This window comes from Aporhodopirellula rubra (assembly GCF_014192335.1).
Taxonomy (GTDB): Bacteria; Planctomycetota; Planctomycetia; order Pirellulales; family Pirellulaceae; genus Rhodopirellula; species Rhodopirellula rubra.
This window is the reverse complement of sequence record NZ_JACHXU010000018.1, coordinates 149953-175834: the sequence shown is the minus strand read 5'-3', so window position 1 is coordinate 175834 and position 25882 is coordinate 149953. Positions and strand designations below refer to the sequence as shown.

The following is a 25882-nucleotide window of genomic DNA, read 5'->3' as shown; positions in this document are numbered from 1 at the left end:
AAGCCCCTAGCTTCCCCTGCTGTACGCTCGAGATTGTAAATCACCGGAGATTCTAAGCCGACCCCAATTCAAGCTGCAAACCCGGTCATGCACCCATTTCGTGAATGCGAATCGTTTTTCTCTTGACCCGTGGGTGGCGAGGGGCGTAAACAGGGGAGTTGAGTGCTCACGGTGTGAAACGCCGCCCGGGCAAGCCGAAAACGGAATTTCGGGTTTTTTCACTCAAATATTCACGGAAGATTACTCTCATGGCCCAACAAGACCCAGCTTCTAGCGGTGTTCCGCTCCTCGACGTCAATCGCGATAACGCTCCTCATCGCGAAGAATTTATCGAGGCTTTGACCGAGGTACTCGACAGCGGTCGATTCCTTTTCGGTCCTGATGTGACGGAGCTCGAAACGGAACTCGCCGGTTATTGCCAAGTTCCCAATGTGGTCGGTTGTGCATCGGGCAGCGACGCGTTGTTGTTGGCCCTGATGGCATTGAACATCGGGCCTGGCGATGAAGTGATCGTGCCTTCGTTCACGTTCTTCGCGTCGGTGAGCTGCATCACCCGGCTCGGTGCGACTCCCGTGTTCGCCGACATTTGCCCTGACACGTTCAACGTCGATCCTGCATCGATCGAATCACTGATCACGGATCAAACCAAAGCGATTATTCCTGTCCACTTGTTCGGACAATGCGCCCAGATCGACCGAATCTGTCAAATCGCGTCCGGGCATGACATCCCCGTGGTCGAAGACGCTGCCCAAGCGATTGGTGCGGCCTATCACTCGCGTCCAGCAGGTAGCTGGGGCACGGTTGGTTGCTTCAGCTTCTATCCGACCAAGAACCTTGGCGGCATGGGTGACGGCGGGATGATGACGACCAGCGATAATGGATTCGCGGATCGCCTGCGATTGTTCGCTGGACACGGCATGCGACCTCGCTACTACCACCAAGTCGTCGGCATCAACAGTCGACTCGACACGTTCCAAGCTGCCGTTTTGCGGGTCAAACTCCGCCATCTCGGCGATGCGATCGAAGGTCGTTCGACAGTTGCGGCCCGCTACGACCGTTTGCTCACTGAGAAAGGATTGGTTGACAGCGGCGAAATCACACTGCCGACTCGTGATCCTGATGCCTTCCACGTTTGGAACCAGTATGCGGTTCGTGTGGGCGGTGGGCGTCGCGACGAACTCCGCAGCTATTTGGCCGAACGGAAGATCGGTTCGGAAATCTATTATCCGATTCCGATGCACCAACAAGAGTGCTTCGAGGGTATGGAGTTCCGTCACAACGGTTTGGCCGAAACCGAACGAGCCAGCCAGGAAGTGCTCAACCTTCCGGTCTTCCCATCGTTGACCGAAGTCGAGCAAGTCCGGGTGATCGATGCGATCAGTTCGTTCTACTCCGCTGCTGCCAAAGCGGCTGCATAGAGGTTCGGAAACCTTTGATTATGAAACGACGGAGTTTGCAAAAGCTCTGTCTGAGGTGAGACGAAGAAAACGCAAGCGATCGGCTCGTTAAACAAGCATGTTCGTGAGGCGACGAAGTACGGTGTGCCGGCGGAATGTCTGTGATCCCAAACTTTGGTGACTCTTCGTCGATCCACGCCAGGCGTGATGACCGTCAATCCCTTTAACGCTGATCAGGATGAAGCATTCATCGTTGATCGTTTCATTTGCCCGGTTCATTGAGCCGGGCAGATCCGTATCAAAGGACCGCCTCGCGACCGGTCAAGCAACCTTCCTTCGGCGAGTAAACACGATGGCGCGAACGGACCACTTGTTACATTGGCCCCAGGCCGCTTTTCCTCACCGCGGATTGCTATGGTTGATCGTGGTGACTTTGTTTCTCGAAACAATCTCCATCGGCATGCCATGTCGGGTGTGTGCGAATGATTCCGGCGATGCATCTATCGCCACTGAAATCTTGGAAACGCTCGATCGCGGTGATGTCGACGCGGCCGTATTAGCCGTTGCGAACGTGGACGTATCCAATGCAGTCACACCACGTATCCTCGCTGCAGTCATTCAAACCGCACGTGCGTGTACCAGCGATCAACGCAGCGATGATGCTGCGGAGGTTTACCACACAGCAGCAGCGGTATGCGAAAAGCTGGCGAAGGATCCCTCCGCGAATCTACCTTCTGAGAAAGCGATCGCGATCTGGCAGGCCGCCGCCAACGGGCTGACTGTCGTCGGACGAGACGCGGACGCTCTTCGTTGGCTTCGTTTAGCTGCCGATGCGTGTGGCGATCCGTCGACGGCGCGGCGAATCGGAGGATCATTGTTGTCGGTGGCTTCGGGAGCTTTAAACGCGGCTGACAAACTGACCGCAGGACATGCGTACCAATTGGCGATTGAACTGTTCGAAAAATCAGGTGCCGACGTCTCCGGCCAATCGATCGCAACGGCACGATTGGGATACGCGTGGACTTTGGTGATGGCGGCCAACGAAAGCGGGAATGCCGAACACATTGGCCAGTCTCTCGTCGCGGTCGATGAGTTTCTGAATCATCATCCTGATCACGGTGACGCATCCTCGGCCTTGTTATTAAAGATGAGTTGCCAAACACGGCTCGGCGAACACGAGGCGGCTGAGACGACTCGCAGCGAATTGCTGGAAAAACACCCACGTACCGATGCGATGTGTCAGGTCGTGTTGCTCGCCTGTGCGAATCAAGATGGCGATGGCAATCCCTCGCCATTAAGCGAGTCGCTGCGAAATTATCTCGTCGAACATTACGATTTTGTGCTTGCGTCGCAGGCCCTGCGATCCAATGTCGATGTCGTCAAAACCGCATTGGTTGCGTCCGCAATCACGGGGGCACCCGATGCAGAGGTTGCCTTCGGCGTCGCGCTGTCGTTGTGCGACGAGGTTGGTGATGCGGCGACTGCAACGCTGGAACTACTACATCAAAACGGTCATGACGCGGCGGCTCAGCGGATCGCGATGCGTTGGCTGTCGGCGCGTGACGAATCGGTGAACGGACCGCATTCGTTGTTAGGGAAAATGCAAAACCAATCGGGCATGTTGATCACCGGAGCGGTCCGGGAAGCGGCGTGTCGATGGGCGGGGCGAACGGGGCATTGGTCAATGCTCGCGATGGCCGCCGCGGAAGAGCCTGGACTGTATGACACCGTCAGCGAGCCTGCTGCGGAGGACGCGTATCGACGGGGACGTTCGCTGCACGTCGAGCGTTTGTTCGCCGAAGCGATGCTGCAAACAGGGAAAACCAAACAATCGCTCAAACTATGGGAGCGGATTGTTGATGATCACGGGGCCGACGACTTTCCGACGCTTCTGCGGCTCGCCGAGACCGCAGTGTCAGTGGGGTCGGTCACCCAGGCTAGCACTCGGATCGCTGCGGCGCAGGCGGCTGCGATGCAACAGGGAGCCGCGAGCGGCGGACAGGGCAGTTCATCGCCCGAAGTCGCGCTGACGAATCTGCTCGCAGCAAATTTGGAAGTGCGTCAATTGAACTTTGATCGAGGTCGAGCATTGCTCGAACAGGTTGTGCGATCATCACGGGCTGACGCGGATGTTCGCGGTCGAGCGCAGTGGATGATTGGCGAAACCTATTTCATGCAAGAAAAGTTCACCGAAGCCATCGCGGCATATCGACAAGTCGAAGCGATCGGCAGTAGCGACCAGTGGACGGCCGCCGCTCTCGTTCAGGCCGGCAAGTCCTTCGAACAATTGGGGAGGACACGTGAGGCCACCGTTTGCTATTCAACCCTTGTTAGCCGGTTTGGTGATTCGCCTCATGCCGGTGGCGCACGTCGTCGCCTCGCAGCAATGACGTCCGGCGGTTCTTCTGCTCCAAGCACGATACGACGATGATCCCCACAACCACCACCATCCATCCGCGTTGCCGCTCACGCGGTTCAGGTACTCCCAACGCGAGCCGATTCGAATCCGTATTTGCGATGCAAATCGCGATGGCGTGTTGTGTTTTGTCGCCACGATTCGTTCGATTCGGTGGGGCACTACTATGTTTGGTGTTGATGGCACCGATTGCGTCGGCCGCGCCACAACAATTCAACTACAACCCGAACAACAGTTTCAATCAAGGCGGATTCAGCACATCGTCGCAGCCGTACCCGAGCACCGGGCAGTATGGTGCTCAGCCGGGGCCGGCGGCTCGAATTGCTGCCGCACCTCAGAATAATACCGCGACTGCGAATCAGTTCTCCATTCCCGCCGCACCGACCGAAGCGGACGCTCAACCCGAAGAAGAGTCTGCGTCGTGGGAAATGCCGGCGATGATTCAAAAGATCACCGAGGGTGGTTGGCTGATGATTCCGTTGGGCGTTTGCTCATTGATTGTCATTGGTCTGTCGCTGGAACGAATGATCGCACTGCGCCGATCACGAGTGATCCCCAAACCGTTCGTTCGTCGCTTCACCGAATGTGTCGAAGACGGCCAGTTGAGCTACGAAGAGGCGACCTCAATTTGTGATGAGTTTGATTGTCCCGTCGCCGAAGTTTTCCATGCGGCGGTTCGTCGATGGGGACGTCCGATGATGGAAATCGAACAGGCGGTGATTGATGCGGGCGACCGCGTCGGTGATTCACTGCGACGGTTCCTGCGAGTCTTTCATGCGATCAGCAACGTGACGCCGTTGATCGGATTGCTCGGTACCGTATTGGGAATGATTCAGGCGTTTGAGAACTTGAGTTCCCAAAGTGGTGGCGGTCAAAGTGATTTGCTCGCCGCAGGAATCAGCACCGCATTGATGACCACCGCCGGTGGACTCAGCGTCGCGATTCCAGCCTACTTGGCGTACATGTATTTCAGCGCGAAGTCGGATCGGTATCTCGGTGAGATCGACAAACTCTGCCAACGAGTGATCGACTGTATTTCGGCCGAAGGGCTCGAAAACGCGGGGACGGCGAAAGCCCCTCGTAAACGCCGGGCCGCGTAAGCCCGTTTCATTACTATTTCTCTCTCCCTTTAGCTCTGTCTGCGATGATCCGTCGTTCGACCTCTGAAACCGCGACCATCAACCTCACGCCGATGATCGACGTGGTGTTTCTGCTCGTGATTTTTTTCATGGTCGGCAGCAAATTCGATAACGGTGAAGATCATCTGCAGGTCAACGTGCCTGGCGTCGCCGAAATGCGATCGATGGCACGGTTGCCGGATGAGCGAATTGTCGAATTTCAAGCCTCGGGAGCTTTAACGCTCGATGGTGCGCCTGTGTCGCCGGAACAGCTAACGGGGTTGCTCCGGTCGCAACATCAAAACTATCCGGCGCTCAAGGTTGCCGTCCGTGCGGACGACACTATCCCCTATGGACAAGTTGCTGAAGTTCTTCAACGCGTTCGTGCCTCCGGCGTGGATCAAATCGGAGTCGCGACCAAAAGGCGATGAGAGCTATAACGAAGAACAGATAGCTGACCTCCCATCCTCTTCTCACGGTCTTCTGCTCTGATTTCGTCAACGCTTCCATCAGCGGATCACTTCTGGCACAACCCGACTGCGGTTCGGTTGGTTGCTCTGCTCGCGGTTGGTTTGTTGGTCGCGACGGTGATGTTGTTCCGTCGACGCAAAAGCAGCGGACGTGGTGCCGCGTTCATTTGCCTAATCGTTTCAATCGGACTGCATGTCGCGATTCTCGTTTGGGTGCCTCGGCTCTCGCTGTTCTTTTCTGGCGGTGGACGCGTTGCAGAAAGTGGTGATGCTCCGGGGGAATCGCCGGTGTCGGTGGCAGTTTTCGATCCCAGCCTCACCGAGGCCGATTTCTCGGACGATGAATCGCTTTCGGACCAGTTGTCTCGAGGTGAAGACTCCGAATCGGACGACAGTGGCGACATGATCACGCCGCTCTCACTCGGTCTGCCGATCGCGGAGTTGCAGGTTCCGACGACATCGCCGGCTGAGCATCCAAGTGACGAGGCGCCTCCCACGGAACCCGCGGCGGAAGACATCGCTGATCTATTTGCGAGCACGGTGCCAACGTCTCTCGCGTCGGTTTCGAAAGCGTCACCGCAGGAGCCCGCAAATGACGTCGACGATCTGCTCGGTGACTGGCTGGAAGAAACGTTGGCCCCTCCGAAAGTTGACCCGGTTGTTACGCCGGAACCAATTGCCGCCTCGGAATCGACCAACGCGAGCGCAACGCCTCCGCAATCGACGGTAGCTCGTTCGACGCAATCCACTGAATCGACTCATTCCGAGCGAGCTGAGGAATCGAACCGCACCGCGTCGTCGAAAGCTCATATCCCCGGACAGATCGACGAGGACTTTGCCGCTCGCCAGGGTGCGGCGAAGAGCGAGGCGCTTAACGCAACCGGAGGTGACGCCAACACCGAAGCGTCGGTTGCCGCGGCGTTGAAATTTCTCGCTGAACAACAGCGAGCCGATGGTGCGTGGGACCCACTCGCCAGCGGCGCGGGACGTGAACGGGCGCCGCTCGGACTGCAACGAGGTTCGGCAGGCAAACGAGCGGAGACCGGATTGACCGGGCTCGCATTATTGTCATTGCTCGGGGCAGGCAACACTCATCAATCCGGTGAATATCGAGACAACGTTTACCGTGGGCTCGTGTACTTGTTAGGTCGGCAACGAAGTGACGGATCACTCGCCGGTGATGCCTCGATTTACGCGGCTCACTATTGTCACGCGATGGCTTCGTTGGCGCTCGCTGAGGCGTCCGCGATGACAGGCGACCCTGCGGCGATCGAGGCGACGCGGCGGGCCGTGGCTTACTCTCGCTCAACCCAGCATCCCGTGACGGGTGGTTGGCGGTACACGCGCGGTGACACCGGTGACCTCAGCCAACTCGGATGGCAAGCGATGTTGCTCGACGGAGCCCGACGCGGAGGAGTCTTTGATACGAACGTCGAACGTGAAAACAGCCAGCGGATGCAGACGGGAGTGGCGAAGTTCCTCGCGACCGTTCGCACCGGCAAGGCAGGTGGATCGGCTGCGTATCGTCCAGGAGAACGGCCGACGCCGACGATGACGGCAGAGGCCCTCGCAACCCGGTTGTTGATCGGTGAAAACGTACCGCAAGAAACGATCCGCGAAGCCGAAGCGGTCTTGATGGGGGCGCTGCCTGGGCGTACCGCGGGGCCTGACAATCTGTACTACTGGTACTACGCAACGCTTGCGCTGCATCAACTTCAGGACGATGCGTGGGACACCTGGAACGCAGCGATGAAACAACGTCTTCTCGCGACGCAGCGTCCCGACGGCAGTTGGCCTGATTCGACGCTGTGGGGCGGTTACGGAGGCACTGTTTACACGACGTCGATGGCAACGCTTTGTTTGGAAACATATTACCGCCACCAATTGCGTCGTTAGCTCAGAGAGAACCCTGCGGGGTTAACTATTTGGGCCTTAGCTATTCGGGCAGTAACGACCGGAAGGCTTGCCACCAGGCTGTGTCGCGATCAACGCGTGTGCCGACTATTTCGGTTCGATCGCGGGCAACGGGCTGTCATCACGCGCAAAGAACATCAGGTGTTGCCAAGGCAGCTCGTTGTACTCACGGACGAGTTTGAGATTCGAAGCCGAGTACTCTTTCATGATCTGATGCTTGGACATCTTGTGCAGAGGCTTGATCGGCACGTCCGGGTCTTCGGCACGGTACTCGAGCAACGCGATCACGCCGTCGGGTTTCAAGCTCTCGCGGATTGACCACAGCATCGATTGCGGGTGTGAAAACTCGTGATAGACATCGACCAGCAACACCAAGTCAACTTCACCGACGGGCAGCCGGGGATCGTCAACCTTACCGAGGATCGGCCGAATGTTATCGACGCCCGCGCGATTCATGTTTTGCCGTAACTTCGCGAGCATTTCCCGTTGGATGTCGACGGCGATCACTTGACCGTCCCAACCGTCGATGTCTTCTTTATCGCTTTCTGGATCGATTGATCCATCGGGAGTTGGTTTGTGGAGGCAGGCTTTTGCCATCGGCAGCGTCCAGAACCCGTTGCCGCACCCGAGATCAACGACAGTCATGCCGGGGTGAATGCCGAGTTGTCCGAAGGCTTCGACGGCACTCTCTTCATCGTTGCGTTCGGGCCGAATCAACCAGGAGGCGCCCAGGTGTGACATCGGCTGAGCCACGATCCGGCCCATGTAAGTCTTTCTCGCCTTCTCGTTGGGACGAGGATTCGCTGCCGTGGACGCGTCAGGTGTCGAGGCGGCATTCGAAGTCGATTCCGACTCCGGTGCAAAAGATGGTTTGTCCGCTCTCGCGATATTCTCCGGAGCGGCAAGAAGAAACACCGCCGAGGCAATGAGAAGCGTTGTTAGCAAACGGACGGGGCGCCTGCCACATGATTCGACGCGGTTACTCCGCGTCATCGGTGACCAGTTCAAATTGTGGTTGGAACGCTTGGTCGAACGAGTACACGTCGTCGAAATCTTCGCGGCGATCGGTTTCGCTTTTCCGCATCTGTTCGATTCGGATCAAGTTGTAGACCAGTTCACCGAAATCACCGGTCGATTGAAGACCCCAGCGTCCCAACACCATTTTGGCGAGGTAGCCGTATTGGTCGATGGCATAGAGTCGGCACGCTTCGCAGAGTTGTTGTCCGGTCAGGTGGCGAGGTGCGTCGACATCAGGTTCATCGCCTTCGCAATAACCCAACGGTCCAATCTGCTCGAGATTCTCGTGAGCGTACTGGAGCGATTCTCGAATGAACTGGTACGCCTCGAGTTTGTAACGTGGGTCGTCACGAAGGAGATCCCGCATGGCTTTGAGTGGCGAGGTCATGGGCGTGCGTTTTGGGAAATAGCGAAAATAAAATTGGCTTCGAAGATACGGTATCGCGCGAACAGCGGACTGCTCGTGTGATTGAATTGTACTCCGCAACTCGGTTTCCGACACCGGCAGGATTCCAATTCCGGGTCATGAAAAGAAGAAGTTTTTGTCGAGCCTGAATCCTATTTCTTGCGTTTTTTGCCGCGAACGGGCGTTCCCTCGCCCACCTTGAGAATCTCAATGACGTCACTCGCGGGGATCATGATGCGCCGTTTATCCTCGGTCGTGACGACCAGTTGGCCTGCCAGAATGTCCTGTGCGGCGACGCGGCAATTGCCGTCTCGGGTCAAGATTTTGCTGCCGACGGGGGGGAGTTCAGATGCGAGCGATTCGTAGGTATCAAATTCGTATCGGAGGCAGCACTTCAGCCGTCCACAACGACCCGAGATTTTGCTGGGGTCCAATGACGCCCGCTGCAATTTGGCCATTTTCATTGACACCGGGGGCATCTTGCTGAGAAAACGGCTGCAACAAACCTCTTGGCCGCAATCGCCGAAATCGGCCAGCAATTTGGCTTCGTCGCGGATGCCGATTTGCCGCATCTCGATCCGAGTTTGAAATTCACGGCCCAGCAATTTCACGAGGGCCCGAAAATCAATTCGCCCTTCGGCCACGAAATAAACGATGACCCTTTCTCCGCCGAGCAACCGCTCAACGTCGATCAGTTGCATCGGCAGTCCGAGCTTTTCGACGTGCGGTTGGCACATGTCGAGATCACGCCGTGTCATCTCAGACATTTGTGACCAATCTCCGCGATCGGTCGAATCGAGCCGACGAAGGATGCGGCCTTCGGTCGGTTCGAGTATCCCCTCCACCGCCGCCGGAGTGGCTTCGCATAAGACCGTGGCGATCTCGGTGCCGCGGTCACTGTGGATCACCACCTCGTCGCCATAGCGAAACCGTTGCTTTGCCGTCATCACGCCCAGGTGCCGCATGCTGCCGTAGCGGCATACGTACTCTAGCGAGGACTGCTCTATCGCGGATTGGTTTTCAGAAGGCGAAGAGGATGACGGCAAAATGACCTCGGTGAGTGATCTTCAACAGCGATCCGCAACGCCTAGCGGAACAGACGATTAAACGCTTCGATGGTTTTTTCCGCCGCCGTTTGTGAATCGGGCAGCGGGAACGCTTCGGCGCAAAGATAGCCATTGTAACCAATGTCACGAAGGGCAGCCGCAATCGGTTCAAAGTCGGTGTGCCCCAAACCTGCCGCTTGGCGGTTGGAGTCGACGAAGTGAATGTGGCCGATCGCATCTCCGCCTTCACGGATCGCTGCGGCAACGTCGGCTTCTTCGATGTTCATGTGAAATAAGTCCGCGAGCAACTTCACGTTGTCAGTCGACAGACGATTCAGGAACGTGACGCCTTCGGCAACCGTTTTGATCAAATTCGTTTCGTAACGATTGAGCGGTTCATAAATGAGCGGAACGTTGTAGGTGGCCGCGTGTGGACCGAGGACTTCGAGCGACTCAGCGAGCAGGTCCAATGCCTGTTCATGGCTCACGTCGCCGCCGAAACGTCCCTGCATCGAACCGATAATTGCGGGAGCACCGAGAGGACCGCCGAAGTCGATCATCGAACGAACAAAGTCTTGTGCCGCAGTCCGTTTGCTTGAATCGGGATCCGTCAAACTGAGCCCGTGTTTCACCATGCCCGCACCCGTTCCGACGGCGGCGACTTTCAGCCCGCTGGCATCGACGAGTCGTTGCAGTTCACCGGTGGGAATGGCGTCGGGTCCCGGTGCGAAAACTTCGATCGCGTCGTAGCCAAGAGCTTTCGCTTTTTCGAACGCGTCTTCGAGCCCATTCCAAAAGACGAACGGACCGCCTCGGGCTTCCTCAACAAGGCTCACGGTGATTGCGGAACGCAGCATATCTCTATATAGGTTGGCGGGGAGAGAGGCGGGGAGGTCAAGACCGGGAGTTATACACGAGTTCTCGATCAGAGGCGAGTTCCACTGGCTCATCCGATCGGTTAAACTCGCCACGCACCCGCCCTCGTAGCTCAGCTGGATAGAGCAGCTCATTCCTAACGAGCAGGTCGCAGGTTCGAATCCTGCCGGGGGTGCCTCTGTTTCTGCGTGCCGTGACTCTACGCGTCACGGATCTAAGTTTCGCCGATTTGCGTGCCACGACGGTTCATTTCTCTGAACCTATTTGCCGTCGATGGCTTTGACACTCACGTTTGCACACCCTGTCCCCGCTCCCGTACCTGCCTGCACCGGTTCGGCATCCAGTCCTCGTGATCGATAGTCGTTTGGACGAACGGGCGAGTTTAGGCGTCCTCATTTCTGGCGACCCATTTGAGTTCGCATTGGCCCTGACTGGACGAGCGGTCAGCAGTTGCATTTCTTGGTAAGAGTGGCGTGAAATGGATGTAATCAATGTTAAGAACTGCTCGAAAGGATGCATTGTCTTAACTCTCTATTTATGACATGGATTTGGGGCGGTTCACCGCCATTGATGATATGAACAATACCTTTGTGAAGAAGTTCCAATCGCAACGGAACCGTCTGATCTCGAGATTGATCGGCAACCGTCCTCGAACGCATGCGAGAATCCCGATCGTTGTGGCCGCGATACTGTTCATGGCCAATGCCTGCGTGGCACGCGATTATCTCGTCGATTCGCAGCAGGCGTTTGACGAATTGAAGGGGGCGACGTTCGAACCGGGGGACGTGATTCAGTTTCAGCATGGACAGCGGTTCGAGGGGATGTTTGCACCGTCAGGCAGCGGGTCGATAGACGCACCGATTCGAATCGAAGCGATCGGCAGCGGGCCGCGTCCACGAATCGACGCGGGAGGAAAACACCGCGCAGGCGTGCTGCTGAAAAACGTCGATCATTGGGAGGTCAGCGGGCTCGAAATCACAAACACGGACGGATCGCCAGACGATCAAGGCGACCTGTTCGGCGTCTATGTTTTATTGGAGGGTGTCGATCGAGTCTTTCGTCATATCTATCTCGATGATTGTCACATCCATGACATCAACGGACTGGTTGCGGGAAAACGACGTGGCGGAATCCATGTGCACGTGACGAAATGTAGGGCGGCCAGCGTCGATGATCTGCGAATCACCAACAATCGTATCGTTCGCATCGGCGGAGTCGGCATTGGAAACGACTCGTCATGCGCACGTGTAGCATGGAGTCGGAGAGACCGAGGGGCGGAGAACTTGTGGACCAACGTTTATGTTGCTGACAACTTCATCGATCGTACCGGCCGCAACTGCATCATTGCTCGCGTGAGCAAAGACGCGGTCTATGAAAGAAATGTTGCCGCCAACAGCAGTCGCTATGACACCGGGCACAGTATCTTTTGTTTCAACACCGACGGCATTCGCATCCAACATAACGAGGCCTACGGAAACGTGGGCGATGAATCGATGGACCGTGGTGGTTTCGACGCCGATTACAACTGCATTAACACCTACATTCAGTACAACTACAGTCATGACAACATGTGGTTCTGCGGGATCATGAAGAGGCGGAACCGTAACGTCGTTATCCGCTACAACATCAGCCAAAACGAACGCAAAGGGCTGTATTTCTACGGGTTCGAAAGGGAGCGATTAGCCGAGGATATCCATATTTACAACAACACGCACTTCACGCGTAAAGGCCTTCATGTTCAAGTTTTTCCCGAGAACCGAACGCCGCTGAACACTCGCTTCGAAAACAATGTCTTCTACTTTGAAGACGAAGCGACATGGGGCAAAAATGCCAGTGGCATCAACACAACCTTCCAAAATAATCTCTATTTCAACATCAATCCCTATCCCGCCGACGAAAGTCCTGTCCTCGCAAATCCGCTCTTTGAGAACCCTGGCCGTGCGGGAACCAATGTTGATCTCACCAAGATGAAATCACTCCTGGGATATCGTCTCCAACGCGGTTCGCCCGGCATCAACCAAGCCCGTTTGCTCAATGTTCGCAGCAAAGAACTCCGTGACTTCTTTGGCAAACCCGTCAATCCAAACTCCGCCAATCTTGGAGCCGTCCAATAGCGAGAGCGGACACATGGCAGGCATGACTTCGACCTGAAATCTTCTCTGGGGTGGTCGACGCTTCCGTGAATCCGTACCCACGGCCACGTTAGAACGCGCCGCCGTGCCGGAATAAGTTGAGGTGGTGATCGTCCGCTTGAGAGACGGCACCTTTCAGATTTCGAATCGCACCGCGAAGTGCGCGGAGGGTGTCGCAGTATTCTTTCTCGGAAGCACGCGTTTTCGAGTAAACCGTCGTGGCGTCTTTCAATTCCCTGTTCAACCCAACATCGGACTTGCCTTGACGCGTCAGTTCCGCCTCGGCCTCTTTTCCCAGCTTGATCAGAGCAAAGAGTCCCGGACGGAAGGCATAGGCATGCTTCAGGTATGACGAATCCGCAGCACCGGATGATTGTTCACGGTAAGAGGGCAGGTCTTCGGACATGACTAGGAACCCCTCGCTGTCCCTCATGCAGAAAACGGCATGCGAAGTTCCCGGGGGAACCGTGCCTTCGATATGTCCGCCACTTATCTCGGCGGGCTGTTCAAACCACATTTCACGACGCCCCTTGGAAGCCTCCAATAGGCTTCCGTTGACCGTGTAGAGCAGTTTGGCTTCGACGATCGATGATTTGTTGTCGCCCGTTTCGACGTCCACCCAGATGCGATCATCTTCGTCGCCACGATTCAGGATCTTGGGAACCCTCCCAACCGCTGCGTGCGATCGAAGACCCGGATTCTTGTATGGTAAAGACACGTTCGCGTCACTCAGGAATTCATCGAGTTCAGCCAGCAATTGTTTGGTGAGTTCCGGCATTTGCTCCACCAGGTTTTCTTGCTCGCCGATGTCGGCCATCGAGCCGTCATCGTTGTAAAGTCGGAACAGTTCAACGTCTGGGCTTTTGTTGTTTCCTGGCCCGAGATTGCGGTAGATCTTCCACGGACCTTTTCGCATCGCACTCCCTGAGGACAATTCGATCGGGTAGTAAAAGTAGATCCGTTCTCGCGCAGATCCGTCCGCGAATCTCGCGATCGACTCGCGACCTTCCATAAGCGGTCGAATGTTACATCCATCGAGTTTGGGATTGTCCGACGGAGGTAGGCCCGCCAAATCAACCAAGGTCGGATAGAGATCGATCAACGAGATCGGTGTGTCACAGACTGTGTTTTGAGGAATGCTCGGGCCACTGACAATGAAAGGGATGCGGACGCCTCCTTCATGGATGTCCTGTTTTCCTTCTCGCAGTGGGGAGTTGTCGGTGATGGTTCCCCCGGATCGTGAGACCAATCCGCCGTTGTCCGAGCTGACGATGACGTAGGTGTTTTCGATCAACTTGTGGCCGGGATGACGGGGATCGTCAGTTTCTTCGAGGTAAGTCAATACTTTGCCGATCATCCAATCGAGTGTATCGACCATGGTTGCATAGTACGGATCGGTCTTGCCTTCTCGGCCTTGGTTGATCGTCCCCGGATCGGTTGGGAAATCGTATCCCATCTTCTTGCAGTAATACTCGAATCGTGCCCGGTTGCGAGTCTGGATGGGACTGTGCACGTAATAGGTGCAGTAGTTCAGGAAGAACGGTTTGTCGTGGTGTTTCTCGAGCCACTTCAACGCGACGTCGAGCGTCTTGTCAAAAGGTCTCCCGTCTTGATCCAACTGAAACGGATCATTGGGATCATCCGTCGCCCATCCTGTCAGGCGATGCGGCTTCATGGATTTCGCCAAACCGTTGTGCTGATCCCGCAACTGGTCCCGCGGGCCCCAAATATCGGGATCGGGGTAGTACGTCCCGCCCTTGCCAAGGTCGTCGACGTAGCCGATGTCAAATCCGTAGTTGCCAGGAAATGGGAAACCATTGCTGCGTCCGCCGAGATGCCACTTGCCGACATGGCCGGTGGTGTAACCGGCTTGCTTGAGTTCCTTAGGAATTGTCATCTCCGTCAGCGGCAATCGATAGCGATAGAACGGATTGATGTGAGTGAAGTTGGGTGAGTAGGCGCGAGGCAGTTTTCCTCCGAGCACATGGTATATCCCGGTATGTGCCGGGTATTGGCCGGATATATACGCCGCCCGGGAAGGTGCGCAGGTTGGTGACGGAGCGTACGCCTGCATGAACTTGCGGCCATGCTTAGCCAAGCGATCCAGGTTAGGCGTCTCAAACGGTGTATCGCCATCGACGTCAAAGCAAACCGGATCTTGCCAACCGAAGTCATCGGTCAGGATATGAACGATGTTGGGTTTGGGCGGCGTGGCCAAGATAACCGCAGCAGGCAGGCCGAGGCAAATCAGCCCCAACCACATGAGTGTTCGTCGTACCATTGCGTTTACTCTTGGAAATTGATGACGTCGTCGAGCACGATACTTTCACGAGCGTCGGATGCTCGTGTCGACAAGTTCACATTGTCGAACCGTACATTTTTGGCGTGCCGGATGTAGGCACCCCATGCGGGCAAAACATCGAAGAAAAACTGTTCGGGATATCGCGCGACATCTTCCGGAACAACACGTTCAGTATCTGCCTCGGTTCCTTCACCAGGATATGAGACGTGGATGTTTTCGAGAACGACATCTTCGATGCGATGCCCTGGGATGCCTGTGATCATGATCGGGCCTGCTTTCGCTCTCGCTTTTGCGACTTGCTCAGGAGTTTGCCGGGGAGCTTTTCCTTTGTAGGAGGCACGTTCTGATCGAGCAGGTTCTTCGATCGTTACCTTCGCGATAACGTCGGTGATTCTGATGCCTCTCACGATGCCAACCCCAGCACCTTCGGAATCGCCGCTGCCTGTTGTCGGACCGGTCCAAGTGTTCTTCGTGTAATTGCGTCCCCGATTGCCCAAGCGAATGAAGAGTGGCGAACCGACCTCGTCCATCACGATGCGCGAGATATTGACGTTCTCCATCCGACCGCCGTCCACGATTTGCAACTTTATGGCACCCATCGGGCAATCATAAAAGTAGCAATTCGACACATCGATGTTGATGAAGCCGCCGCTCGATGACGTGCCAAATTTCAGGGCTGCCGTGTTGCTGCTTACTTTGCAATTTCGCACCACGAAGTTTCGACACGGTCCCAACGAACTCTTCAAACAGATTGCATCATCACCCGCATTGATGTCGCAGTTTTCGATCAGCACATTCTCACAAGCATCGAGGTCGATCCCGTCATTGTTATAGTGATTGTTTCGAAACCGAATGGTCACGCTGTCGACATGAACGTCGCGGCAATCCACGAGGTGAATACCCCAGAAAGCAGGGTCCTTGTAAGTGAGTCCCGAGAGAGTGACGTTCTCGCAGTTTTCGAATCGCATCAAACGTGGTCGGTTGTCGCGATTGTTTCGGCCTGCCCGACGTGGGAAGGCGTCCGGTTTCCCACGACCGTCAATGACGCCGAGACCTTCCACTCGGATGTTGGCGGCATCTTCCGCGTAGAGAAGACATTCCGAGTTTCCTTCGCGTGCCGGCCGAAGGTTTTCGGTGGGATAATCGTCGATATCTTGGCTGCCTGCTAAAACAGCGCCGTGGTCCAACGACAGTGTGGTGTTGCTCTTCAACATGATCGTGCCGATCACGTATTCCCCCGGAGGCACCCGTACGACTCCGCCACCGTTGCGTGCACAGGCATCAAGCGTTGTTTGGATCGCCTCGGTGTCAAATGTCTGTCCGTCACCGACGGCGCCGTACAGACGAATGTCAAAAGTCGAGGAGGAGTGATTCGCCGAAACCTTCTCAATCGGTTCGGCGTTGACCGGTAAGGTTGACGGGCAGAAAAGCAAGACGCACAGACCACCGAGAAGACCGGTGGTGATCCGCTGCCAAGTGGGGTTGTCCCTGTCTCGTGTGTCTGCTCGTTGGGGCAATGCGTCGCGGTTTGCGTTCTTTGTCATGGATCGCTCGATTCAGAGAATGCCAAGATTGTTGTCGTCCTGAATCGCATCAACGAACGGGATGTCTGCCGACAAGTTCGCCGTAATCCGACTCGGATGGGAACGCATCCTAAAGGGGATTTCTCGATCTCCTATCGTGCATTTGCACGAGGCATGCAGGGAAGTTGTGGTGGATCGTGTCGCGCTGGGCCTTGGTTAGCGGCGGATTGCTGCCTGATGTGCCCGGTCCAGATGGCCGACGGTTTAGGGACTGCTGGCACCCGTTGCCTTAGGATTCCGATATGAATTTGTTCGCCAAATCTCATTGTTTGGCTCTATTGCCCTGTTCATTTGTCGAGTCCGATGTCTGTTTTGCCGAAGGACGTTTCTATCTGGCCATGCAAATGGAGACCGACTACGTCAGCGACGGACATTGGGTCGAGTCAGTCGATGTGCGTGTTGGCGTGGACACCGACAACGACGCGGGTGTGGATCGCTGGAGCGATTGGCAGACTGTCAAAGAGACTTACGACTACACGCCCGGTTTGGTAAAGCATGTTGCCAAGAAAGCAGCAGGCATGGATCTCTCTGGATTGCCGGCCGGTTATGGCTTCCAGTTTGAGGTGCGGATCACCGACACGACTGCGAATGAATCCAAACCAATCTTAGTAAAGGTTCAACTGTTGTTCGCCCCCTAGAATTCCACTGCAGCGTGGCGTTTGGGTGGAATCGTAGTGGATGACGCAAGGAATCCCCTTGCGTGACTAGCCCTTAAACAAGCGAAGACTATTTCAGTTTTGGTGATTTTCTTATTCGATTTCCGGCGCAGCGACGAAGACTCCAGGTGGGCTGGCGTTGTGGTTTCGGCTGGAGCTCTTTTCATCGGCGTGGGTACTTTCTTGGGCTGGGCGTTGTGGCGGCGTCAGTGCATCCAAACACTGACTTCACTAAAGTCGCTGCGTCAGCAACGAAGGGGACGGCGGACGTTGGAGTCAATCAGCAGCAACGTATCGACCGAGGGTCGGTAGCTCAGCAAGCGAAAGATCACCGAGCGACTGCGGCGAATGATCTGTGCCGGAATCATCAAGATCCGATCTCGGAACGTCGTGAAGTCCATATGCAGCACTTTGGATTTGGTTGCCGATTGTTCCGCTTTCTGATCAGTCGTGCCTATTGGCTTGATCATCAGAGCTGACCAGATCTTCAGGTTCCATGCCAACGAAGCGATCACCATGTACGCCCAGTTGCTCGTCAGATCATTCAGCGGTGCCTTGAGCGCACACTGTTTCAACTGAGCGATGTTGTTCTCTTGGTTGCAACGTGCATTGGCCTCAACGACGACCTGACGCGTTGGCTTGGATGACTTGGTCGCGTTGGTGATATAGAAAAAGTAAACCGGCTCTTCCTTCTCGAACAGACGAAGCTGACCTCGTTTGAGATGAACTTCCTTGTGAAGAACGATCACGCGGTAATTGCGGTCGCGCTTGCCGGGCCGGTAATCGAACTCAGCGATCCGTTCGCCCGCGAGCTTCTTGTTGAGGTATTCATTCTTGACGACAATCTTTTCCTTGAAACGTCCACGCTTGGCTCGCGGGTTGGCCGACGGCTTCTTCAGCGAACGATGACGACGCATCGTTTTCCATGCCGATTCGTCGAGGTTTTCAGCGATTTGAACAAGATTGGGCATCGCGTCGACTCCGAACACGAACTCAATGCCATCATCGTCCCAGCGGTCGAAGTTCTCCGTTAGTGCGAAGTCGGTGTCGCCTCGCAAGACGACTTTACGAAAGCCCGCGTCACGACATCGCTGGGCGGCGAGGTCGAAGTAGAACGCCGAGTTTTCATGACTGGGCCGATTGCCACTGCGGTTGATGATGTAAAGCGGTTCACGAGTGTTGGCCAGCGTGACGACGAGCGGATGATAGCCCCACTGACCTTTGTAGTTGATGCCGATGCCTTCTTTCTTCTCGGCCGAGGTTTCCACTTGAGTGCCGTCGCCTTCGATGACCGCGCAGTCGAAGAACTCATAAGGCTGTTGTTTCCAAACTTTCACGCGAACGCGATTGAAAGCCGTCATCAGTCGCAAGATGTCTTGAGTCGAGAAACGCCTGCAGAAGTCGCCTTCGGTGGTCGGATCGGGAATGCGATCGGCACCGAGTGCATTGAGGTAGGCTTCATCGCATCGACGATCCTCGATGTGTTCCAAACACTGGCCTCCGGCGAGTAGGTTCAGGCTGATGTTGAAAACGTGATCGGCTTCGTCGTAGGGCAGGTGCAACTTGAACAGCGGGACGGCTTGGTTGATCTCTTTTCGCAAGTCGAGTTGTTTGGTCATCTCGAGCAACGTTCCGATACCACCAGCGGCGATGGCCTGCTGTTTGTCGGCCAGTTCGTACTTGATGGCATCCGGCTTGATCATTGGCGAAGCGCCGGAGGCATTGGCGGGATCAATGCGTTGTTGCATTTTTCGCTTGCGTCGAAGTGCCTGGCGGCGTAGTTTGGCGTTCACTCGAAACCCTCGTTAGCGCGTGTTGATTGAAGTTGTAGTAACCTCCAATAGACACGAGAAACGCCGAGGGTTTTCGAGTTTTCTCATTTAAAGCGGTTTCGATCCTCGCTTAGTTAAGGACTAGCGCATCAAGGACTCGTCGCCTCGTCCACTACGCGAAAATCAAGTCGGCATGAAGTACCAGGTTGCCTCCGAGTTTGGGTTGCCTCCGAGCTTGCCAGGCTATACAGGAGCGATTTGCGTCACGATTCGACGATCGTGCGGCAACCGGTAAGTTGACTCCGTGGGACCGCTATTGCCGAATCAAACGCAATAGGTCTTCGGCGCTGAGTTTGCCACTTTGGTCCGTTCCTTCGAGTAGGCTGTCGGCGAGGTCTCGCTTGGTCGCGTGAAGTTCCAAAATGCGTTCTTCGATTGTGCCCGAAAGGATCAGCCGATAGATCGTCACGGGACGCTGTTGGCCGATGCGGTGGGCGCGGTCGGACGCCTGATCTTCCACCGCCGGATTCCACCACGGGTCCAGGTGAATCACGTAGTCGGCGGCGGTCAGATTCAACCCGGTACCGCCCGCTTTGAGACTAATCAAAAAAACGTCGCCTTCACCCGATTGGAATGCCTGGACGCGTTTTTTGCGAGTCGCCGCGGGGGTGCTGCCGTCGAGGTACTGATGATCGATCTGACGATCCTGCATGGCTTCGCGGACGATCGAAAGGTGATCGACGAACTGGCTGAACACCAACGCCCGGTGATTACCGTTTCGCAAGTCATCGATCAATTCCATCAAGGAGTTCAATTTTGACCCAGCGATCTCGGATTCGGGCACGACCAATTTGGGGTGACAGCAAGCCCGTCGCAAACGCATGATTTCGCCCAGCACGCGCAGTTGCATCGGCTCGTCTTCCGCGCTCTCCTCGATCGCTTGGATCGCTCGCTCACGAACGGCTTCGTACAATGCCGCTTCCTCGGCACTCGGATCGATCCGCAGCGTGGTTTCGGTTCGCGGAGGCAACTCGGTCAACACTTGTGCCTTGGTTCGCCGCAAGATGAATGGAGAAACCAAACGTTTGAGTTGGTTGCGGACACCGTGATCACCATCACGCTCGATCGGCACCGCGAAGCGTTCTTGAAAACTCTCCTGGCTTCCCAGCAACCCAGGGTTGATGAAATCCATCAAATTCCATAGTTCACCGAGATGGTTTTCCATCGGTGTCCCGGTCAGGACAAAACGGCATTCAGCCGATAGCGACTTGGTTGCCTTCGAACGTTTACTAGACGGATTCTTGATCGCCTGTGCCTCGTCCAGGATCAACGTGCCGAAATCGATCTTGTTCATCGCTTTGCCTTGCGTTTGTAGCAAACCATAAGAACAAAGCAGCACGTCGCCGGCGGACAATGACTCGAGCAGCTTGCCACGATCGGCATCGGCCAGGACGTGTGGCGTCAATGTGGGCGCGAAGCGGTGCAGTTCGTCTTGCCAGTTATAAATCACCGAGGTCGGCGCGATGACCACGGATGGGCCTTCGCCGGCGCGTTCGAGCAGCAAGGCAATGGTTTGGATCGTTTTGCCCAATCCCATGTCGTCGGCCAAGCAACCGCCGACGCCCCAGGCGGCCAGCCGCATCATCCAAAACACACCTTCACGTTGATAGTCGCGCAGATCGGCCTGCAGTCCACGGGGGATGTGAAGCGTCAACTTGTCGGCGTCCTTCATCCGCTGGGTACATTTCTTCCAATGCGCGTCGGCGGTGACCTTGATATCACCGAGGTCTTCCAGCAGTCCGGCGTGTACCGCCGCGAAACGTAGTTTGTTCTTGACGCTTCGCCCATCGCCAAAGCTGTGCAGATCCCGAATCCGGGATCGCAGATTTTCAGCCAGTGACAGAAAACGACCGTCATCGAGTCGCACGAACCGGCTGGGCGAATCGGCGACCAAGTCGATCAGATCCATCATGTCGATCGTCAGGTTGCGGTCGACTTTGAGCTTGCCGGTGGCCGCGAACCAATCGCGATCGCGACGGATCGAAACTCGCAACATCGACTCGGTGGCGCTGCCTGCCAATTGCAAGGATTTTCCTTTTGGCCAGTGCAATTCGACCTCGCCCGAGTCAACCAACTCTTCGATTTCTTCAACCAGCCGCAGTGTCTCGATCGGTGAGGGTAAAACCGCCGTCCAATCTTCGACCATGTATTCGGCCAGAACGGAGGCTTGCTCCATCACCGCGGCCGCTCGCTCGCGTTCGGCGCCCAGATCGCGAACAGTCGAAACGGGCTTCCCATCGACCATGGCGAGCACGGTTTCACCACCTTCGCCAGGAACGCACGACGGTCCACCGCTGCCAAGGGGATGGATTCGGATTTCGACGCGAAAGCCTTCGCCGCTGGGTCGCATTCGCAGGTGGATACGTGTGTCGGCATCGATCCGCTCTGCCGACGGCAATGCTCCATCATCAGATTCGCACGCCGCATCCGCTTTGTCGCCGAAATCCATAGCCGCCGACCTCGTCGATCCGATCTCACTGTGGACGGTCACGATCGACGCCAATCCCGCGACGGACCGCATCACTTGGTCGGCGGCTGATGCCGGCACTTTGAGTCCCTGGCCGAGGAGTTTCTGGAGTTCTAGATGCGCGGCCTCGAACAGTGTGATGCCGCGCCGGTGCGAACCGAGCTCTTCTATTCGCATTTCATGTTTTCCGATCGGTTTCGGGTGCAACACAACTTCGACCTTGCCGTCGTCGTCCTTGCGAACAAGCAATTGCACCGGAGATTCCGTGATCTCCAGCGGTTGTTCCCTTTCGCCGGGCAAATAGATCCGCGGGTGTCCGATCAATGCCTTGGCACCCGAACGCGAGTCAAACTCGCAGTATTCTTCGGGATACCCATACGATCCACGTTCGGTCCAGTGTCGCAAGGTCCGACACAGTGCTTGGTCCTCGGGCGTCAGGAATGCAAATTGGGGCTTTTGGTATTCGTGATGCAATCGAGCCAAGGCGACTTTTCGACCTTTGGACCACTTCTTGCCTTTGCGAACTTGGTGATAGACGTCGAGGTTGAAATAGTGATCATTGTGTATGAGTTCATAGATCAGCCGGTCACTGACGCTTTCACCCTTGGCGTCAGTGGAAGCCGCGGGAACTGCCTTATCACCCATCCGCGTAATCGCCGCCAGCGTTCTGGCCCAGGGCGGTTCGGGCTTGATCATGTCCACCAGACTCTTTGTCCCGAGCTGGCGGTGAAGTTTGTCCGCTTTGGCCTTTTCAGCCGATGCGGTTTTGAGCTTGCTGTGACCGGCCAGGGCGTGGGCTTCTGCCGCCAACCAAAGGCAGCCCGTCGACGCGAATTGCGAAGCCGCGGATGCCAAGCCGCTGATGTCCGCGTTTCCATCGCCGGACAAGTTCAACCACTTCGCTAAGTATCCGGCGATCAACGTATCCAACGGGGACGATGCGATCTTCGACATTCGCGATAGCAAGCCGCCGGCATCGGATGGGGCGATCGCGTACTCCAGTGCGGCTTCGATCAAGCAAAATGCGTTTGTGTACGGGCTGCCGGTGCGACGTTGGGCCAAACCAGCGGCCTCAACTGCTTTCTCGGGTGTCAGAGAGCTTTCTGGATCAAACGCCGCGAGCAGCCCGAACACCGACGGCAAGCCGCCAAGCTTCGTCAGCGACTGCTTGCTTTTTCGGTTGGTCAGGCAGTGCATGAGCTGATCGAGTGCTTTATTGGAGTCGCCCGCAAGCAGTCCTAACCCCCCTTCGATGTCCTGGGCCACCGAGCGACCGTGCTTGGTGAGGTCACGCAGCAACGCGACGTTTCCCGATGCAATCGCCCATGTCAACAGGGTGGGTGCGGAGCCAGTCGTTGTTTCATCGCCGGCGATCGTTGCTTGCAAATTTTCGACCGCATCCGGATCGGCGTGGCCATGAGAGATCCAAAACGGCACGACGAAATCAAAATAGTGCTGTTGAAATTCCGGTGTCAGGTCATCGAACGTTTTCTGGCAAAACGGTGACAGCAGCGGCACGGAACCGACCCGTATGTTTTCCAAAGCTGTTTGAAAGAGCGACGCATCCTGAGTGTAAAACGCGAGGTAGAACTCGAGCGACTCACAGCGAGAGCCCCAACGCTCGTACTTTTGGCATGCCTCCAGTAAGCTTTGTGATAACTCTGACTTCAGGCCCTCGCGGATCAAGAAATCATGAATCTCGGCTACGGGGTGGTTGTTTGGCTTGGAAAGAAGGTCTACTTGGTGCAGCTTGGACAGGCATTCGCGAATGGACGTCTGGGTCAAGCTTCTCCCGTCATCACGCACCAGTCCCAGAGCTTTACCAAATCTCCAAATCTCGGGGTACTCACATCGACGATGCTGAAATGCGAGAATCTGCAAGACAGTCTTTTCAAGTCGGCCGAGACGCCGATATTGGTTGATTGTTTTTTTCATGCTAACGAACGTACCTGACACAACCGAACCGGTGAAGGAAACGGAGTTTCAATGTCCATTAAAAAACGCAAGAATGCTCGCAAGCCAAAACGACGCCGCCGAGTGGGGAGCGACTCTACTTACACTCAAACGAGATCATTGGAGCGACGTGCACGCAGTGCCTATCTCGACGACGATGATCCGGAAAAAGCGTTGGAATGGTTCGAGCAAGCCGAAGCGGTAGGCCCGCTTTCCGACGATAGTTTGGGGCTGTATCTGGACGTTCTGCACACGGCACGAGAAGTTGATGATTATGCCCGCATCGCCTTGACGATGGTCGATCGCCGGCCCGGCGACCCCATGGCAAACATGCTGGCCGGCTCTGCGTGCTACTCAACCATGCAACCGGTCTCGGCAATCGTGTATTGGGAAAAGATGATTCAGCTGGACCCAAGCTATCACGGTGTGGGACTCGCCCGTCAGGAACTCGCAAAGTTGCGAAAATACTTGCCCGAAATTTTGGACGCCTTCGTTGACGATTTGCCAAAAGAGCTTCCGCGAATCGCTTCGGTGGAGAACATCTTGCACTTCTTCAAGCTAGGCCGATTTGATGAGGTGATTCTTCGCTGTCAAAAACACCTCGACCGCTATCCTAACGATTTGCGAGCCCGCAATAATCTCGCCGAAGCGTTTTCGTATCGGGGTGACCAATCCGATGCGTTGGAAGTTCTTGATGAAACGATTCGGCAATCGCCTCAGAACTTTTACGCTCACGCCGTCCGCAGCCGAGTGCTGTACTTTTTGAATCGAAAGTCGGACAGCGCAGCCGACGCCGCGAAGTTGCGAACGTTGACGCCGAAACAGATCAGCGACCTGACCAAGGCGGCACAAACATTCGCGTTTCGCGGCGACGACGATGAGATCGGTTGGGCTTATGGAGTTGCCGCAGACAGCGGTTGGCTGGAAGACGAATCGCCCGACGTCGCTATGCTGATGCACTATGAAGCCACCAGGTTAGCCAGAGCCGACGAGTGGAAAGCAGCGAAAACTCAATGGAAAAAGGCCGTACGGATGGCCGGCGGATCGACTCAGGCGTCCGAAAACCTGGATGACCTTCGCCAACCGATTGGCGAGAGACATGGACCGTTCTTTTTCGATATTCAGGATTGGTTCAGCAGGAAGCAGCTCGCCGCTATGCAATCAGCTTTAGCCGCGATCCGTGATGGCGAGGACGAGAATACGCATGTGTCCGATACGTTGCGGCGTTTCATTCAGCAAAACCGAGAAGTTGAAAGTTTGCTTCCCGACATGCTTGATCGTGGCGACGGTCTGTCCGTCCAGTTCGCGGCCAAGCTGGCTCAATACAGCGACAACGATGACGCCCAGGTCGCATTACGGGATTTCGTGAGCGGGTCCCGTGGCACGGATTCGTTGAGGTCAGAGCTTGCCGGTGACCTGCATCGTGATGGCATTCTGAAATCCGAGACGATCGAGCTCTACGTTCGTGGCAAGCTAGATCGAATCGAGTTCATCGATTTTGAGATCACCGACGAGCCGGTGATTCCCAATGATCGTGACGAAGTTTGCCTGCAAATGATTGAGACCGGCGTCGAGCATTTGCACGCTGGAGAAGGTGCCGAGGCGGAAGAAATTTTCCGCCGTCTTATCCAATCCAAACCGGATGCCCCGGATATCAAGAACAATTTGGCGATGGCGCTCCAAGTGCAGGATCGCAAGGACGAGGCGAACCGCTTGATCGATGAAGTGATCGATCAACACCCTGACTATTTCTTCGGGCAGATCGCGTTGGCCAAACGCGCTTTGCAGCGGAAAGAGTATGACCAAGCTCTGGAGACCCTTATGCCGCTGCAGAGACGGAAACTGCTTCACGCGACGGAGTTTGTCGCGCTCGCGCAGGCGATGGTTTACACCTTTATCGGGCGCCGCGAATTCCCCAGTGCCGAGCGATGGTTGGGAATGCTTCAAAATTACGACCCCGATAACCCGTCCGTCGGCCAACTCCAATCTCTCATCCTGCTAAAGCGTGACCGTCGTGGACTGCTTTCCGGGGTGCTCGGCGGTGCTTGAGACGCCCGTATTCCGCTAATCGTCAGGGCGTGGCGTTGACCCAGTAATGTGAAGTTACGCTCTCCGCATGACCTTCGTTTTCCGCAGGACGTTTCGGACTGCCCCGCAAAAAACGATGTTTTCGACGCGAATCGGGAAATTCGCAGAGCAAGGATGCGAGTATCGAGTTACTTGAAATGATTCCTCCCCCCCTCACTTAATCCGCTCAAAAATAGTGTTTGCTATCCGTCTCGCTACTGCGAGTCATT

Annotated in this window: 16 protein-coding genes and 1 tRNA gene; 9 read left to right on the top strand and 8 right to left on the bottom strand. The window is 55.9% G+C overall.

Translation table 11 applies throughout. The features are described 5' to 3' along the window. Window positions 1-248 precede the first annotated feature (248 nt). The 5 genes from FHS27_RS22020 (at window position 249) to FHS27_RS22000 (ending at window position 7297) form a co-directional block, all read left to right on the top strand. Window positions 249-1418, top strand: a complete 1170-nt coding sequence (locus FHS27_RS22020) for a DegT/DnrJ/EryC1/StrS family aminotransferase (RefSeq protein WP_184307044.1) — start codon at window positions 249-251, stop codon at window positions 1416-1418. 331 nt (window positions 1419-1749) lie between these two features. Beyond that, a complete protein-coding gene (locus FHS27_RS22015) occupies window positions 1750-3828 on the top strand; it encodes a tetratricopeptide repeat protein (protein ID WP_184307043.1) in 2079 nt (692 codons plus the stop codon). Window positions 3829-3992: 164 nt separating this feature from the next. Beyond that, on the top strand, window positions 3993-4913 hold the full coding sequence (locus FHS27_RS22010; protein ID WP_184307073.1) for a MotA/TolQ/ExbB proton channel family protein: 921 nt from the start codon (window positions 3993-3995) through the stop codon (window positions 4911-4913). A 44-nt stretch (window positions 4914-4957) separates the two neighbouring features. Further along, window positions 4958-5362 carry an ExbD/TolR family protein gene (locus FHS27_RS22005; RefSeq protein ID WP_009099743.1) on the top strand — a complete coding sequence of 135 codons (405 nt, stop codon included), beginning with the start codon at window positions 4958-4960 and terminating at the stop codon, window positions 5360-5362. 117 nt (window positions 5363-5479) lie between these two features. Continuing rightward, window positions 5480-7297: a prenyltransferase/squalene oxidase repeat-containing protein gene (locus FHS27_RS22000; protein ID WP_184307041.1), complete on the top strand. Its 1818-nt coding sequence runs from the start codon at window positions 5480-5482 to the stop codon at window positions 7295-7297. 105 nt (window positions 7298-7402) lie between these two features. On the opposite strand, the gene FHS27_RS21995 is transcribed toward FHS27_RS22000, so the two are convergent. The 4 genes from FHS27_RS21995 to FHS27_RS21980 all read right to left on the bottom strand — a co-directional run bounded on the left by FHS27_RS21995 (window position 7403) and on the right by FHS27_RS21980 (window position 10641). Beyond that, the gene (locus FHS27_RS21995; protein WP_184307039.1) at window positions 7403-8230 is read right to left on the bottom strand and encodes a class I SAM-dependent methyltransferase; all 828 of its coding nucleotides are present in this window, start codon (window positions 8228-8230) and stop codon (window positions 7403-7405) included. 64 nt (window positions 8231-8294) lie between these two features. Next, complete coding sequence (locus tag FHS27_RS21990; RefSeq protein ID WP_009099749.1) at window positions 8295-8720, bottom strand: Minf_1886 family protein; 426 nt, start codon at window positions 8718-8720, stop codon at window positions 8295-8297. 170 nt (window positions 8721-8890) lie between these two features. Then, entirely contained in the window at window positions 8891-9784 is an 894-nt protein-coding gene (locus FHS27_RS21985; RefSeq protein WP_246420551.1) for a PSP1 domain-containing protein, read from the bottom strand. Window positions 9785-9825: 41 nt separating this feature from the next. After that, entirely contained in the window at window positions 9826-10641 is an 816-nt protein-coding gene (locus FHS27_RS21980; RefSeq protein WP_184307037.1) for a sugar phosphate isomerase/epimerase family protein, read from the bottom strand. Between the two features lie 120 nt (window positions 10642-10761). On the opposite strand from FHS27_RS21980, the gene FHS27_RS21975 reads away from it, so the two are divergent. Next, window positions 10762-10835, top strand: a tRNA-Arg gene (locus tag FHS27_RS21975). 400 nt (window positions 10836-11235) lie between these two features. Next, a complete protein-coding gene (locus tag FHS27_RS21970) occupies window positions 11236-12774 on the top strand; it encodes a right-handed parallel beta-helix repeat-containing protein (protein WP_246420549.1) in 1539 nt (512 codons plus the stop codon). An 88-nt stretch (window positions 12775-12862) separates the two neighbouring features. Here the strand turns inward: FHS27_RS21970 and FHS27_RS21965 are convergent, their stop codons facing one another. After that, entirely contained in the window at window positions 12863-15073 is a 2211-nt protein-coding gene (locus tag FHS27_RS21965; RefSeq protein ID WP_246420547.1) for a sulfatase, read from the bottom strand. A 5-nt stretch (window positions 15074-15078) separates the two neighbouring features. Next, entirely contained in the window at window positions 15079-16638 is a 1560-nt protein-coding gene (locus FHS27_RS21960) for a glycoside hydrolase family 28 protein (RefSeq protein WP_184307033.1), read from the bottom strand. Between the two features lie 281 nt (window positions 16639-16919). On the opposite strand from FHS27_RS21960, the gene FHS27_RS21955 reads away from it, so the two are divergent. Further along, entirely contained in the window at window positions 16920-17315 is a 396-nt protein-coding gene (locus tag FHS27_RS21955; RefSeq protein ID WP_184307031.1) for a hypothetical protein, read from the top strand. Between the two features lie 263 nt (window positions 17316-17578). Here FHS27_RS21955 and FHS27_RS21950 read toward each other — a convergent pair whose 3' ends face one another. Beyond that, window positions 17579-19126 carry an IS1380 family transposase gene (locus FHS27_RS21950; protein ID WP_184307029.1) on the bottom strand — a complete coding sequence of 516 codons (1548 nt, stop codon included), beginning with the start codon at window positions 19124-19126 and terminating at the stop codon, window positions 17579-17581. A gap of 292 nt (window positions 19127-19418) precedes the next feature. Beyond that, window positions 19419-23567: a DEAD/DEAH box helicase gene (locus FHS27_RS21945; RefSeq protein WP_184307027.1), complete on the bottom strand. Its 4149-nt coding sequence runs from the start codon at window positions 23565-23567 to the stop codon at window positions 19419-19421. A 51-nt stretch (window positions 23568-23618) separates the two neighbouring features. On the opposite strand from FHS27_RS21945, the gene FHS27_RS21940 reads away from it, so the two are divergent. After that, window positions 23619-25634, top strand: a complete 2016-nt coding sequence (locus FHS27_RS21940; protein ID WP_184307025.1) for a tetratricopeptide repeat protein — start codon at window positions 23619-23621, stop codon at window positions 25632-25634. Window positions 25635-25882 lie beyond the last annotated feature (248 nt).

What these genes read in the sequence shown, in the direction of transcription:
- FHS27_RS21955 (WP_184307031.1), top strand. Translation starts at nt 16,920, where the DNA reads ATGAATTTGTTCGCCAAATCTCATTGTTTGGCTCTATTGCCCTGTTCA.
- FHS27_RS22005 (WP_009099743.1), top strand. Translation starts at nt 4,958, where the DNA reads ATGATCCGTCGTTCGACCTCTGAAACCGCGACCATCAACCTCACGCCG.
- FHS27_RS22010 (WP_184307073.1), top strand. Translation starts at nt 3,993, where the DNA reads ATGGCACCGATTGCGTCGGCCGCGCCACAACAATTCAACTACAACCCG.
- FHS27_RS22015 (WP_184307043.1), top strand. Translation starts at nt 1,750, where the DNA reads ATGGCGCGAACGGACCACTTGTTACATTGGCCCCAGGCCGCTTTTCCT.
- FHS27_RS21970 (WP_246420549.1), top strand. Translation starts at nt 11,236, where the DNA reads ATGAACAATACCTTTGTGAAGAAGTTCCAATCGCAACGGAACCGTCTG.
- FHS27_RS22020 (WP_184307044.1), top strand. Translation starts at nt 249, where the DNA reads ATGGCCCAACAAGACCCAGCTTCTAGCGGTGTTCCGCTCCTCGACGTC.
- FHS27_RS21960 (WP_184307033.1), bottom strand. Translation starts at nt 16,638, where the DNA reads ATGACAAAGAACGCAAACCGCGACGCATTGCCCCAACGAGCAGACACA.
- FHS27_RS21940 (WP_184307025.1), top strand. Translation starts at nt 23,619, where the DNA reads ATGTCCATTAAAAAACGCAAGAATGCTCGCAAGCCAAAACGACGCCGC.
- FHS27_RS21945 (WP_184307027.1), bottom strand. Translation starts at nt 23,567, where the DNA reads ATGAAAAAAACAATCAACCAATATCGGCGTCTCGGCCGACTTGAAAAG.
- FHS27_RS21980 (WP_184307037.1), bottom strand. Translation starts at nt 10,641, where the DNA reads ATGCTGCGTTCCGCAATCACCGTGAGCCTTGTTGAGGAAGCCCGAGGC.
- FHS27_RS21990 (WP_009099749.1), bottom strand. Translation starts at nt 8,720, where the DNA reads ATGACCTCGCCACTCAAAGCCATGCGGGATCTCCTTCGTGACGACCCA.
- FHS27_RS21965 (WP_246420547.1), bottom strand. Translation starts at nt 15,073, where the DNA reads ATGGTACGACGAACACTCATGTGGTTGGGGCTGATTTGCCTCGGCCTG.